At 48.7% G+C, this 13,892-nt stretch carries 13 protein-coding genes; 8 read left to right on the forward strand and 5 right to left on the reverse strand.

Annotated elements, in window-relative coordinates; all coding sequences use genetic code 11:
• The 3 genes from ABJO30_07315 to ltnD all read right to left on the reverse strand — a co-directional run.
• Positions 1–1,214, reverse strand: a 1,214-nt coding sequence (locus ABJO30_07315) for an FAD-dependent oxidoreductase (GenBank protein ID MEP3232620.1), incomplete at its 3' end; no start/stop codon positions are given.
• Between the two features lie 17 nt (positions 1,215–1,231).
• Positions 1,232–2,527, reverse strand: a complete 1,296-nt coding sequence (gene otnK / locus ABJO30_07320; protein MEP3232621.1) for a 3-oxo-tetronate kinase — start codon at positions 2,525–2,527, stop codon at positions 1,232–1,234.
• Entirely contained in the window at positions 2,524–3,438 is a 915-nt protein-coding gene (gene ltnD / locus ABJO30_07325; GenBank protein MEP3232622.1) for an L-threonate dehydrogenase, read from the reverse strand. Before ltnD ends, otnK begins: the two co-directional genes overlap by 4 nt.
• A 330-nt stretch (positions 3,439–3,768) precedes the next feature.
• On the opposite strand from ltnD, the gene ABJO30_07330 reads away from it, so the two are divergent.
• The 7 genes from ABJO30_07330 (at position 3,769) to ABJO30_07360 (ending at position 10,649) form a co-directional block, all read left to right on the forward strand.
• On the forward strand, positions 3,769–4,407 hold the full coding sequence (locus ABJO30_07330) for a bifunctional 4-hydroxy-2-oxoglutarate aldolase/2-dehydro-3-deoxy-phosphogluconate aldolase (protein ID MEP3232623.1): 639 nt from the start codon (positions 3,769–3,771) through the stop codon (positions 4,405–4,407).
• A 245-nt stretch (positions 4,408–4,652) separates the two neighbouring features.
• Positions 4,653–5,753 (forward strand): TRAP transporter substrate-binding protein, encoded by a 1,101-nt coding sequence (locus ABJO30_07335; GenBank protein ID MEP3232624.1) that lies wholly within the window; start codon positions 4,653–4,655, stop codon positions 5,751–5,753.
• Positions 5,754–5,883: 130 nt separating this feature from the next.
• Positions 5,884–6,468, forward strand: coding sequence for a TRAP transporter small permease subunit (locus ABJO30_07340; protein ID MEP3232625.1), 585 nt, complete (start codon positions 5,884–5,886; stop codon positions 6,466–6,468).
• A 27-nt stretch (positions 6,469–6,495) separates the two neighbouring features.
• Positions 6,496–7,866, forward strand: coding sequence for a TRAP transporter large permease subunit (locus tag ABJO30_07345; protein ID MEP3232626.1), 1,371 nt, complete (start codon positions 6,496–6,498; stop codon positions 7,864–7,866).
• A gap of 13 nt (positions 7,867–7,879) precedes the next feature.
• A complete protein-coding gene (locus ABJO30_07350; GenBank protein MEP3232627.1) occupies positions 7,880–9,214 on the forward strand; it encodes an amidase in 1,335 nt (444 codons plus the stop codon).
• Between the two features lie 21 nt (positions 9,215–9,235).
• A complete protein-coding gene (locus tag ABJO30_07355; protein MEP3232628.1) occupies positions 9,236–9,685 on the forward strand; it encodes a hypothetical protein in 450 nt (149 codons plus the stop codon).
• A 4-nt stretch (positions 9,686–9,689) separates the two neighbouring features.
• Complete coding sequence (locus ABJO30_07360) at positions 9,690–10,649, forward strand: D-glycerate dehydrogenase (protein ID MEP3232629.1); 960 nt, start codon at positions 9,690–9,692, stop codon at positions 10,647–10,649.
• Here ABJO30_07360 and ABJO30_07365 read toward each other — a convergent pair.
• Together ABJO30_07365 and ABJO30_07370 are read right to left on the reverse strand one after the other, a co-directional pair.
• Positions 10,646–11,284, reverse strand: coding sequence for a ferric reductase-like transmembrane domain-containing protein (locus ABJO30_07365; GenBank protein ID MEP3232630.1), 639 nt, complete (start codon positions 11,282–11,284; stop codon positions 10,646–10,648). The two genes, ABJO30_07360 and ABJO30_07365, sit on opposite strands and share 4 nt — an antisense overlap.
• 108 nt (positions 11,285–11,392) lie before the next feature.
• The gene (locus ABJO30_07370; GenBank protein MEP3232631.1) at positions 11,393–12,016 is read right to left on the reverse strand and encodes a cytochrome P460 family protein; all 624 of its coding nucleotides are present in this window, start codon (positions 12,014–12,016) and stop codon (positions 11,393–11,395) included.
• Positions 12,017–12,487: 471 nt separating this feature from the next.
• Between ABJO30_07370 and ABJO30_07375 the strand changes: the two genes are divergently transcribed.
• Positions 12,488–13,888: a TolC family protein gene (locus ABJO30_07375; GenBank protein MEP3232632.1), complete on the forward strand. Its 1,401-nt coding sequence runs from the start codon at positions 12,488–12,490 to the stop codon at positions 13,886–13,888.
• The last annotated feature ends 4 nt before the right edge of the window (positions 13,889–13,892 follow it).

The following is a 13,892-nucleotide window of genomic DNA, read 5'->3' on the forward strand; positions in this document are numbered from 1 at the left end:
CGGAATTCGTTTTGATAATCTTCAATCGCTTTGAGGGCTGTAAGCTCCACATTGGCGTGACTTGTGAACCGACGTGGATCAATCACCCACGTGTCATAACACGCTTCACCATGAACGATTTGCTGAGCCAGCAACCAACCATGCCCACCACCTTCACCCAAACCTGCGCGAAGACCAATAATGCAATAGGCATTGCGCTTGTTAGGGATTGGACCGACCAAGGGCGCACCGTCAATTGTGTAGGTGATTGGGCCGTTGACGACATTCTTGATGCCAGCCTCCATAAGAGCGGGCATCCGGCTGAAGGCACCTTCTAGCACATCGGTGACGCGTTCAAGATCATCAGGGCAAAGGGCATTGGCAAAGTTCGGATCGATCCCGTCCATACCCCATGTTTTGCAATCTTGCTCATAAAACCCAAGCAGCAGCCCGTTCTTTTCTTGCCTGCAATAATAATCGCTAATCGGGCAGCGCAAGAGCGGCATTCTGTGGTCTGCGTCGCGAATGGCGGGAATATCATCGGTGAGGAAATATTGGTGTTCCATCGAGGCGACAGGATGATGCACATTCATCATGGCCCCAATCTCGTTGACACGGTAGCCGCCTGCATTGACGACGATGTCACAATCAATGTCACCCTTTTCAGTATGGACGGTCCATGTATCGTCTTTGTGTTGGGTCAGTCCTATTACGGGCGTATGGCGATAGACTTCTGCACCAGCAAGCCGCGCCCGTCGCGCTAAGGCTTGGCAAAGTTGGGCAGGGTCGATATCGCCATCCATCGGGTCCCATAATCCACCCAAGAGATTTTCAGTTGAGATGAGCGGATGGCGACGCGCGCATTCTTCTGCGTTGATTACCTCAAAGTGGACATCCATCCCCCGCGCCATAGACGCAAAGTGCCGATAGCCTTGCATTTGCTCTTCAGTGTTCGCCAGTCGAATGCCGCCATCGCCGTGGTGGTAGTTGATCGGGTATTCTGGATCGTCCGCCATTTCTTGATAGAGATTGATGGAATGAGTTTTCAGCCCGACCATCGTTTGGTTCATACCGAAATTCGTCACCTGTGCCGCTGAGTGCCATGTGGTGCCAGAGGTCAACTCATCACGTTCAATCAGAACAACATCGCTCCAGCCTTCTTGTGTCAGGTGATAAAGCGTTGAACATCCAGCAATGCCTCCACCGATAACCACAACTCGTGCGCGTGATTTCATGTTGTTTAATTCCTAATTCAAGCCTGCTTTAAACTCTCTAGCGCATCCTCGAAAAAACTGATCTCACCAAAGTTGCCAGACTTGAGGGTCAGTGCAATTGGAATGTCGTTTGAATGGCAATATGTCCACGGTACACCGGGGGCGATTTCTCGTCCGATTGTTAGCTGATTAATGCCTAGAGCTTTGGTGACAGCGCCAGAGGTTTCACCGCCTGCAACAATAAATTGTCGTGCACCAAGGTCACGAGCCTTGGTGCCGCATTTAGCTAGAACGCCTTCAACCAATGCACCTGCTTGTTCAACGCCCAGCGTTGCTTGCACTTGCTTTACATCGTCAGGATCAGCACTTGCATAGATGAGAGGCGCTTTGGTGAAGTCTTGCTGATCGAGCCAATGAAGCACATTTTCTGCGCCCGTTTTGGCGGCATCTAAGGGATCGACTTTAAAGCTTGGATGGCCTGCATTAATGTAGGCTTGGACCTGCGCTAAGGTCATGGCGGAACAACTGCCTGATAGCACAATTGATTTATCGTCGGTCGCAAAAGTTTGCGCTTCTGACTGTCCAAGATCGAAAAGACCATCCGCATCATATAAGTGGGGCAAGTGCATGGCGATGGCGCTGCCGCCAGTTAGCAAGGGCATGTCTTTACAGGCAGTGCTAATCGCTAAAAGATCAGCATCGGCCACAGCGTCAACAACGACATGGCTTGTTTGATCATCTGCCATTTGCTGAAGCTTCGCTTTGATCGCGTCTGGCCCCTTGGCGACGGTTAAGTGCTCAACAAGTCCGACGGGCAGGGTTACTTGCGGTTTAAGTAGGCGCATTAAATTGCTGTCTAGCATAGGGGTGAGGGGGTGGTTCCTCATTGGGCTTTCTGCCAAGGGTTGGTTGCCGACAAACAGGTTGCCCATGTAGATTGATCGGCCATTTTCGGGAAAGGCAGGGCAATAGATTGTCTGCTTCGTGCCGAGAGCCTTCATCAAAGCTTCTGCCACGGGCCCAATATTGCCTTCAGCGGTGGAATCGAAGGTTGAGCAATATTTCCAAAAGAAGCGTTGCGCGCCCGCCGCCTTCAGCCATTCAAGAGCAGCAAGGGCATCGCTTACGGCTTCATCCACAGGAGCGGTGCGTGATTTTAAGGCGATTACCTCAAAGGGGGCTGAAGGTGTGCCATCAACGCGCAAGTTGGAAGGTGAACCATCAGGCACACCAATCCGTAAGTTCACAGCCGCGCCTGATCGCGCGAGCAATCCTGCTAAATCTGATGCGCCAGTAAAGTCATCCGCGATGGCGCCAAAAATACAGCCTGTCATGTGTTTTCTGTGTCCATGAATGGGAGGGTCAATTGCGCTCGATCGGCGTAAACTTTCGCAACAGCGGCGTCATCTTCTAGGCCAAGACCCATGTCTGCTGCTTTGGTGAATTCTGCAAGTGCTGCCTTTGAGATGGGTGCATCAAAGTTTGCTGAGCCTGCAATATCAAGCACGATGCCGAGGTCTTTCAACCAAATATTGACCGCACTTTTGGGGCTGTAATCGCCATCGACAATGTGCGGCGCGCGGTTTTCTAACATCCAGCTGGAGCCTGCGCATTTGCTGATAACTTCAACGAAGGTTTTTGGTTCAACTCCTTGGGTCATGCCGAAGGTGAGGGCTTCTGCCATTGTTGCGATGTGAACGCCTGCGAGCAATTGGTTGACGGCCTTCATCGCTGATCCGGCACCTGCCTTGTCGCCTAGCTTGAAGACGGTTTCTGAGATGTCATCAAGGACAGGTTTGGCCGCTGTAAAAGCTTCATCGGTGCCTGATGCCATAACACTCAACGCTCCCTGTGCAGCTTTCGTGGCTCCACCGGAGATTGGGGCATCTAAATAGTGCACACCGTAGTCAGCACATCGAGCCGCCATTTGTCGGGCGAACTCTGGTGGTACTGTTGCGCATGAAATAACCACAGCGCCTGAACTCATAAGTGGGACCAATGCATTGTCACCAAAAAGGACGGCTTCCGTCTGGTTGGCGTTGAGGACCACAATGACGGCGGTGTCTAATTTGGGGGCGAGATTTTTTAGTTCCTCATCCATGCCACCTTCAGCGCGCAAATCCGCCATGCGGCCTGCATCAATATCAACGCCAAGAACAGGTTTGTTCGCTCTCAGGATAGATTGGGCGATGCCATATCCCATAGAGCCCAGTCCGATGACGGCGCATGTGGTATTGGAAGACATGAATATTTCCTCGTAGAGTATCGGTGACTTATCAGCCAAGACATGAAAAATGTTGGCTGAAGAAAGAACACCTTTGTTTTCTAACACATTGTGTCATTTATCAAAAATAGAGTGTGGCTTAATTCACTCTGTGCGGTAACGGGCTACATCAACAGTTTTTTGCAAAAGAGGATAGCCTACTATGCTCATTCGTGCGAATAGATGGGGTATTCAGACGTCTTTTTTCTATTTCTCGTTGGTTGTTGAAAGCAGCCATCTTTATAAGGCGTTACAAAAATCAAAGTTCGTCGCTGAGTGGCGGGCATAAGCGATAAAATAAGGAAGATACAGATGGTACAAAATGTTGAAGCGGTCAAAGCAGTTATGCAGGCAGCGCCCGTTATACCTGTGATCACCATTTCTTCGTTGGAAGCAGCTGTGCCATTGGCCAAAGCCTTGGTTAAAGGCGGTCTCCCTGTGATTGAAATTACTCTGCGCACCGAGCTTGGATTGCAAGCAATTGAGCGAGTAGCAAAAGAAGTCGAAGGTGCAATTCCAGGTGCTGGTACTGTCTTGACGCGGGAACAAATGGAAAAGTCAGAAGCGGCTGGCTCTAAGTTTTTTGTAAGCCCAGGTGCTTCACCAAAACTACTGGAGGCTGCTAGCGATACCAACGTGCCGCTTCTTCCAGGTGTTGCGACAGCATCTGAGGTTATGAACCTGAGTGAGCATGGCTATACATGCATGAAGTTCTTCCCTGCAGGCCCTGCTGGTGGGCCAAATTATTTGAAAGGCATTGGCGCACCTTTGCAAGATGTTCGCTTTTGCCCAACTGGCGGTGTTTCTCCAAGCAATGCAGCAGATTACCTTTCACTGGAAAATGTGCTTTGTGTTGGTGGATCTTGGTTGGCCCCTCAAAAGTTGATTGATGCCCAAGACTGGGATGCAATTGAAGCACTTGCGAAAGAAGCTGCCAGCTTTACTGTTTAGTTTTTGGAATAAGACTTAGTCTTTTAATTCAAAAATAAACTGATTTATATTATCTATTTTACACCTATGAATAGGCGAATTGCAGCCCTTGGTTGCAATTTGCGCTCTGATGCCCCCCAAAAGCATTACCTGTGGGTGGGTGCTGTGCACTCTGCTGCTTGCTGCAATAGTTAAAAGGTGCTTAGCTTTCGATTGGTCGTCGTGGGAGGATTGGCCAAGTTCGAAATATTGGAGGAGAATTTTTAATGGAAAAGCTAAATAGAAGAAAATTTTTAAAAGGTAGCGCGGTTGCTTCAACGGTCGCAGCAGGCGCTCTTGCGGCACCAGCTGTCGCACGTGCGGAGCCAACAGTTCTTAAAGTTCAAGCTGGTTGGGGCGGAGGTATTTTCCTTGAAAATGCTAAGTCTTACGTAGATCGCGTTCATGCGATGGCCGGTAAAGACCTTAAGATCGACCTTCTTGCCGTGAACTCTGTTGTTAAAACAGGCCAAATGCAAAACGCGGTTCACCGTGGCACGCTTGATGGCGCTCACTACGTACCTGCTTACTGGTATTCAAAATCAAAAGCGGCATCTTTGTTCGGTACTGGCCCATGTTTTGGTTGGTCTTCAAACGAAGTGCTTGGTTGGGTTCACTACGGTGGCGGCCAAGAACTCTTTGACGAATTGATGGGCTCGCTTGGTCTAAACTTGGTGTCCTACTTCAACTCACCAATGCCAGCACAGCCAATGGGTTGGTTTAAGGAAGAGATTAAAGACGCTTCCCAAATGTCTGGTTTGAAATACCGCACAGTTGGTCTTGCTGCTGACGTTCTTTTGGAAATGGGCATGTCAGTTGTTCAGCTTCCAGGTGGCGAAATTCAGCCAGCGATGAAATCAGGCTTGATTGATGCTGCTGAATTTAACAACCCTACATCAGACCGTGACTTCGGTATGCAGGATGTGTCTAAGCACTATCACCTTGCGTCTTTCCACCAGTCTCAGGAATTCTTTGAGATCACGTTCAACAAGAAGAAGCACGACAGTCTTCCAGCTGAGCATCAAGCCATCTTGAAGCATGCTTCAGAAGCTGAAAGCTCAAACTTCTACTGGAACAACACGAAGCGTTATGCAGAAGATCTCGTGAAGTTGCGCGATGAGCAGGGCGTGAATGTTTACCGTACACCTGACAGTGTGATGGCTGAACAGCTTAAAGCTTGGGACAAAGTTGTTGATCGTATTTCGGCTGAAGATCCATTCTTCGCGAAAGTTATCGTGTCACAAAAAGCATACGCTAAAGACGTGATGAACTATCTCAACTTGAACCAGCCTGACTACAAGCTGGCATACAATCACTACTTTGGCTAAGTCGCTTTAGACTTTTCCTTGTTACCAAAAACCTAGAGGCTAACCTTGTTGGCCTCTGGGGCTCTCTATGACAATCAGATTTTTTAGCCCGCTTTTGATTAGCAGGCTACAACGCGGATGATGAAACCTCTTGGAACGATTTATTTATGCTATTGAAGGCTTGAGTATATGGGTGGGGCGCGCCTTTGGGTGGTGCATTCTAATTTTGACCCTTGCTGTGGCCTATGAAGTTTTTGTGCGTTACGTGCTCAACACCCCAACGGTGTGGTCACTGGATATGCAAATCCAAATGTACGGTGCGCTGTTCTTGATGGCGGGGCCTTACGCGCTGGCGCAAGGGGCGCATGTGCGCGGGGATTTCATCTATCGCCTCTATTCCGTTAGACGGCAGGCGATCTCGGATTTCATCCTTTATATCTTGTTCTTCTTCCCCGGCATGGCGGCATTGTTCTTTGCGGGCTGGCTGACAGCTGATGAAAGCTGGCGCTTTAAGGAAGTAAGCCTCAACAGTCCTGCGGGTATTCAAATTTATTATTTCAAAACGCTGGTTCCAGTGGTTGGTTTCTTGATGATGTTGCAAGGCCTCGCAGAAATGATGCGGTGCTGGAAAGCCTTTAAGACTGGCGTATGGATGCCACGTCTTGATGATGTGAAAGAAACTGAAGACCTACTCGCTGAAGCTGATCTCGATGAGATCGGTCGATTAAACAAGTAATTTCTACCAAGCTCGGATACGCCTATTATGTCAAACCCTGAAGTCGCCATCTTAATGCTGGTCAGTTTTATTTTTCTGGTCTTGCTTGGTTTTCCTGTTGCTTTCACTCTTATCGGTATGGGTCTTGCCTTCGGGTTTTACTATTACACCACCCAAGGCGATACTATTGTTGAATTCACGGACATTTTCACAAATCGCATCTACTACCTTTTTGCTGACCGCACCTTTGAGGTGATGGATAATCCGATCCTTGTCGCGATCCCCTTGTTCTTGTTCATGGGTTATATCGTTGAACGGGCAAGCATCATTGATAAGTTGTTTTATTCGCTCTACCTCGCTGCCCGCAATTTGCCAGGGTCTATGGCTGTTGCGGCCCTCATTACGTGTGCGGTCTTTTCAACGGCTTCCGGCATTGTTGGGGCGGTTGTAACCTTGATGGGCTTGTTGGCGTTTCCTGCCATGGCGAACGCTAAATATAACCGCGAATTTGCAGCGGGCGTTATTTGTGCAGGTGGTACGCTTGGTATCTTGATCCCGCCGTCGATCATGCTGATTGTTTATGCGGCGATTGCTGAACTTTCACCTTTGCGCCTATACGCGGCGGCAGTCTTTCCAGGCTTATTGTTAGCGGGCATGTATATCGTCTACGTAATCGTTCGTGTGATGATAACACCATCAATCGCGCCCAAGCCGAAGGAGGAAGACATTCCACCTGTTGGCAAAATCTACCGTGAATTGCTCGTTTCTTTCGTGCCGCTCACTGTGCTGATTATGTTGGTGCTTGGCTCGATCCTTGGCGGCCTTGCAACGCCTGCAGAAGCGGCTGCCATGGGTGCTGCTGGTGGTATCGGTCTTGCTGCCCTTTATCGTGCGCTGACGTGGCAAAAACTCAAAGAGAGCGTGTTCCTAACAGCGAAAGCGACCGCGATGGTTTGTTGGCTGTTTATCGGCGCTTGGATTTTCACCTCGGTCTTCTCCCTACTTGGCGGCGAAGAACTGGTGAAACATTGGGTGCTAAGCCTTGATCTTGAGCCTTGGCAGTTCCTTGTCATCGCGCAGTTGATCATCTTCCTGCTTGGCTGGCCACTTGAATGGTCTGAGATTTTGATCATCTTCGTGCCGATCTTCCTGCCAATGCTGCCGTTGTTTGAAATCAACCCGTATTTCTTCGCGATGTTGGTGGCGCTCAATCTACAAACCTCATTCCTTACCCCACCAATGGCCATGTCCGCCTATTATTTGAAGGGGGTTTTGAAGAACCAGATCGAGTTGATGGAAATCTTCCGAGGCTTGATGCCTTATCTCTCCATCGTGATCTTCTGCATGGTGTTGATGTATCAGTTCCCAGGCATTGCGCTTTGGTTCCCTGATTATCTCTTCGGTAAATGGATTCCATAAGGCACGAACATCTATGTCAGACTTACCACCCAATGGTTTAAGTGCCACAGAAGCGAGTGAGAAAATCCGTCAAGGATGGCTCACTTCTGTTGAACTCACCACTGCATGTCTAAACCGCATTGAGGAGACCGATGGTCAACTCAAAGCGTGGGTGCATGTGGACCGCGAAGGCGCGCTGGCTCGCGCTGAAGAACTTGATAAATTACGCTTTGCAGGCAAACCTCTCGGGCCTCTTCATGGGTTGCCTGTCGCCTTGAAAGACATCATCGATGCGAAGGGCATGACCGCTGAATTGGGGTCTTCTATCTTCAAAGGGCGTATGCCTGAAAGTGATGCGAAGATTGTTGAGCGTCTACATGAAGCGGGCGCGGTGATTATCGGCAAAACGGCGACCACTGAATTTGCCTTTGTCCATCCAGCAGAAACTTGCAATCCACATAACCTTGAACATTCACCGGGTGGCTCGTCATCTGGCTCTGCGGCCGCTGTTGCAGGCTTCCATGTGCCGCTTGCCATTGGAACACAGACCAACGGCTCCGTCGTTCGTCCCGCGTCTTTTTGTGGCACCTATGGCTTTAAGCCAACACGGGGTGTGATCCCTAGAACGGGCATTTTGCAAACATCGATGTCGCTTGATCAGGTGGGCGTTTTTGCGCGATCTCTTGATGATGCAGCACTGCTTGCTGATGTGCTTGCGATTTATGATCCATCAGACGCGATATCATACCCAAGAGCACGTCCGCAAATGGCGGCAGGGGCGAAGTCTGAGCCGCCAGTTGATCCTGATTTGGTGTGGCTTGACCTGCCATTCCTTGATCGTTTGGATGGTGAAGCAGCAGAGGCGATGGAAGAAGTCGTGAATGCGTTGGGTGACCGCGTTGAACGCATTGAGGCACCAGCTTATTTTGCTGACCTTATAGAGACCCAGCGCACCATCCATGAATATGAAATTTGCCTGCATATGGCTGAAACCTTTGACAAACACTGGGATCAGGTTAGCGCGACGCTTCAACCCGTGATCAAGCACGGGCAGGGGATTTCAAAAGATGAATATGACAATGCCATCGGCGTCATGGGTGAGATGGGAACGTTCTTTGGTGAGTTCTTCATGGACTTCGATGCCATCATTGCGCCATCCTCAACAGGGGCGGCACCTTTGCGTTCACAAGGGCATACGGGTGATCCTGTATTCTCAACACTATGGACGCTTGCTGGATTACCTTGTTTGACATTACCCTTGCTCACAAGCAGTGCTGGTTTGCCGATAGGTGTGCAGCTCATTGGTGGGCAAGAAGAAGATGACCGACTGCTTCGAACAGCAAGTTGGATGCTGCGCGAACTTGATTGATTTTATGAGGGAGAAACTCAAATGGATACTGTGACACTAAGAATTGTCGGACTGATCGCCACAGCGCTGATCGGGATATTCATTTTCGCTTTGGCAGGATCCATTACCTCTGGCTTTGCAGGCTTTTATGGCGGATTGCCGTTTTGGCTGATCGTTCTCTTCGTCATGTCTTTTGCTGTTTATGATTATGTCGAAGAAGCCTTCGGCATCAATGACAAAGTGAAATTCATTCTAATCATGACGTTGATTATTTCCTGCGGCTTGGCATTTATCTATGGCGCTTATGGTGCATCTACACTGTTTGAGGTTGGCAAAGGCGTTCGTATTCGCTCGCTAGGTTCATCTGACAATCCATATTTGGTTGACGGTATGTGGCCTAAGTATTTTTGGTATGGGGCAATGGTCGTGTTCGCCGCCATTACTTTGTTTGTGAGCCGTCGCAAGATGAAAGCTCAAGCAGCAAAGTCTTAGAACCATGACAAAGCCAACCCTTTGGATAACGCGCCGCCTTTCAGACAATACCCTTAAACGGGCAGAGCGCGATTATGACTGCATCATCAATCATGCAGATGGAGAGCACACGGCTGCGGAGATCATCGAGATGAGCGCCAAGGTGGATGCTATTCTGCCTTGTCATTCAGAGCGCTTTCACGGGGAGACGGTGGATCAGCTTGATCCGCGCGTGAAGATCATCGCCAACCACTCTGTCGGCACAGATCATTGCGATATTCCAGCGCTTAATGCTCGCGGTGTTGTGGTGACGAATACGCCTGATGTTCTATCTGATGCAACGGCTGAGATTGCTATGCTTTTGATGTTGGGTGCTGCAAGGCGCTGTGTTGAAGGCGATACGATGGTGCGCGATGGCAAATGGGACTTTTGGTCTCCCGCTTTCATGGTCGGTAAGCAGGTTTCTGGCAGCCGTATTGGTATCATCGGCATGGGCCGCGTAGGGCAAGCGATGGCGCGCAATGCGCGTGGCTTCAACATGGAAGTTCACTACTATAATCGCAACCGATTGCCAGAAGACAAAGAGCAGGGCGCAACATTCCATGAAGACATCGACAGCCTTTTGTCTGTCGCTGATTTCTTAAGTCTCCATTGTCCGGCAACGCCTGAAACAACTGGATTGATGAACGCCGATCGGTTTGCGAAACTACCTGATGGTGCCGTGCTGGTGAATACGGCGCGTGGTGCTTTGGTGGATGAAGAGGCGCTGATTAATGCCCTTGAAAGCGGTAAACTATCGGCCGCAGGTCTTGATTGTTTCGTCAAAGAACCTGTCGGCAACCCAAAGTTTTCAAACCATCAAAACATTTTCATGATGCCGCATATTGGCAGCGCAACAGTCGCCACACGCGATGCGATGGGCTTTCGCGCACTTGATAATCTGGATGCATTCTTTGCAGGCAAAACGCCGAAAGATCAGCTCTAAGACGTCTTTTCGCGACGGGGACTAAACCTACCATTTTGAACTGCTTTAAACCCAATATGGATTGCTTTCGCGACAACAAGAATCGCGATCCAAGTGAGTACTTGGTCCAAGAAGAAATCGAACAAGTACCAATGGAATAACAAGGCAATAACGGCAATATAACTGAGTTGCTGGAGTGTCTTCCAACGGTTCCCAAAACGGCGAACTGAGGCTGTGTTTGAGGTTAGGAATGCTGGAATGAGGAAGAAGAAACCAAGCCAGCCAACCAGCAGCTCAAGGTCAAAGAATTCGAGATACATGACAATGAGATACTTCGTTTCTCTGATGTAGAAAATCAAATGCAGCAAGCCATACCCAAAGGCTGCAACGCCCATATAACGCCTGTTTTTAAGCAGCCAGCGGCTTACGGTTTTGCCAAATTGCCAACGCTTTAATAAAAATGTGAGTGGGGTGATCGCCATCGTTAAAACAATCAGTTGCACGGACAAAACGCCAGTAAAGTTCATGATTTCTGCGTAATAACGATTGTTTTCATAAAGATCCCAAACCAGCGGCCATGCCCACCATGAAAGTGCAAACCACACCACATATGGCGTGTTGATGAGGGTGATGATTTTACGAATAGCTTGGGGCAAGTGGGGTGATCTTATCAAGGGGTGAGATAACGATTGAACTGACACTACAAACAGAAAGGCCAGAGGTAAATGTACCTCTGGCCCCATCTTTATAACTTCGTGTTTTGACTACTCAGCTGCGTTGATGCGAACTTCTTCAGCAGGGTATCCAAGGAAGTCTTGATGCTCATAAGCACCGTGGCAATCGTGGCAGAATTTTTGGCTTACTTTGAAGTCTTTGCCAGCGCCATTCACGCCAGTGTAGAGCCAGTTGCCAAACTCGTCCGCTTCGCCTTTAGCGACTTTTGTCATGATAAGAAGCGGTCCACGTTGTGGTTCACCTTTTTTGTTCACTTTCCAGCTTGCTTTCGCCAGAACAGAACCAACAGGAAGCGCGAATTCGCCTTCGTCGCGCCATTTGATGTATTCATCATAAGCGATGTCATTTGAATATGTTTTCAAGAAACGGTTGCCGTGACCTGCAAACGACGGACCAATGCCTGTCTGTGTCACTTTCCAGCTTTGAAGGTTTGCACCAATTTCGTGGCCTGTTTTCGCATAACCACCATAAAGTTTTTCTTTGATGCACTCATAAAGCTTGTCAATTTCTTCTTGCTCGAAATCGTCAGGAGCCTTCGGGAATGTGCAAGCTGCGTCTTGGGCATGAATTGTTGTCGGTGTTGCGACCCATGCAGAAAGACCAACTGCTAAGCTTGCAGCTATTAGTGCTGTTGATTTAAGTAGTGTTTTCATCGTGTTCTCCTAGATTCCTCGCGACCTGTCTTGAGAGGGACGATGGATTAAATCGGCACCTCGAATATTGTGATTTATAGGCCGCCAATTTGATTGACTGCTAAATCGAAAACGCTCCAACGCTGCACAATCATGCAGATCGCCGTTCTCAATTAAATCAGTAGAAGCAGTACCAATTTGCGGGGCGATACCCACATCACATCTCATCACAATAATGTTGATCAGGCTACCTGTTTCGAACCTACGCCGTTCTTCTTCACAAACCATTTGAGCGAAATGTGCAGCAATTTGGAAGGATATGCAGTTAATTTAATCATTGCGAGATTGGCGCTAAACCCTTGAAATCCGCCATGTTGCGAGGGTAAAATTCCTAAAAATTGCATACTTTGATTGCATTTGGGCAGTGGGTCTGCTTTTGATAACTTATTATTAAAGTGTAGTTTTAGTTATTTTTTGGAATTGTTGTAAATAATGCGTAGGTTATTTTTACTAGGAGTGCGCGGTTTTAGCGCATGTGCGTTGATGTTTGTGCCGTTGGTTGTCGGTTCTTACGCGTCTGCTGAAAGCATGAAAAATGCTGTTAAAACGGCCCTAACAACCAACCCATCCAGTAAAGCCAGTCTATCTGATGTCCGCGCGATCGGCGATGAGTTGTCGGGCTTAAGAAGCGAGTATCTTCCATCCGTTGATCTGTTTGGTGAGCTTGGCGGTCAAGTTGTTGAAAATGACAACGTTTTATCTGTTTCTGATAGCGGTCGTTTGAATGCAACACGACAAATTGGTGTTTCGACAGAGCTTACGCTGTTTGATGGTTTTCGCCGTGCCAACTTAGTTTATCGTAACGCCGCGCGTCTTGATGGTAGCATCTATCGGTTGCTCGCTAATTCTGAAACCATCGCACTGAATGCGGTTGAGGCCTATATTGATGTGGTTCGTCACCGTAATTTACTCCATATCGCAAAGCGCAATGTTAGCCGACATTTCGAATTGGCGGATCAAGTGCGCGCTCGTGTATCTGGCGGCAAGTCACCCATAAGCGATGGCTTTCAAGCGCAAGAACGTTTTCTTGCTGCTCGCGAAGCGGTTACAGGCATCGAACAATCTCTCCGAGATGCGGAAGCGCGTTATAAGCGTGTTGTTGGCCATAAACCACGAGGGAAGATGTCTATTCCTTATGTGAAGCGCCTGCCAAAGAATTTGAATGCGCTGATTTCAAGCAGCATTGCCAATAATAACCGTATCAAGCTTGCCGGTACTGTCGCGAATGAGGCGGGGTTCGAGCGGGAAATTTTAGAATCTGGCCGTCTACCTCGTGTGTCTCTTAATGGCCGCACAAGTTATGGCGCCGATAGAAACGGTTCAAGAGGCAATGATGTTGATGCGTTTTTGGGCGTGAACCTATCTTGGTCCTTGTACAACGGTGGCGCTCGCAAGAAACAAATTTCAGCGCAACAACACCGTATCGACCAAGCAAATTACCAACGTGAAGATATTACGCGTGAAGTGAAAGAACTGGCGTCTCGCGCTTGGAACAGCTTAACGGCAAATCAAAAGCGCTCCGCACTTTTGCGCCAACAGGTTCAGGCCAATCGTAAGATTGTTCAAAATTACATTGAAGAGTTCCAGCTATCAAAACGCAGCTTGCTTGATGTGTTGGATGCTGAACGGGCAAAGTTTAACAATGAAGTGCAAAAGCTTAGTTCCGAGGCCAGTCTTAGCTTCGCTCGTTTTCGCATGCTAGCCGCACAAAGCAAATTGTCTGGCTATTTTGGTCATGATTCATCTGTCGCCGTCGGTGCTCCAACTTTCGAAAAGAAGCTGATTGATACTCCGCGAGCGATTTTCAACATTGAGCTTGAACCGCTTAGATAAGGTT

The sequence above is a fragment of the Hyphomicrobiales bacterium genome (assembly GCA_039973685.1).
Lineage (GTDB): Bacteria > Pseudomonadota > Alphaproteobacteria > Rhizobiales > JACESI01 > JACESI01.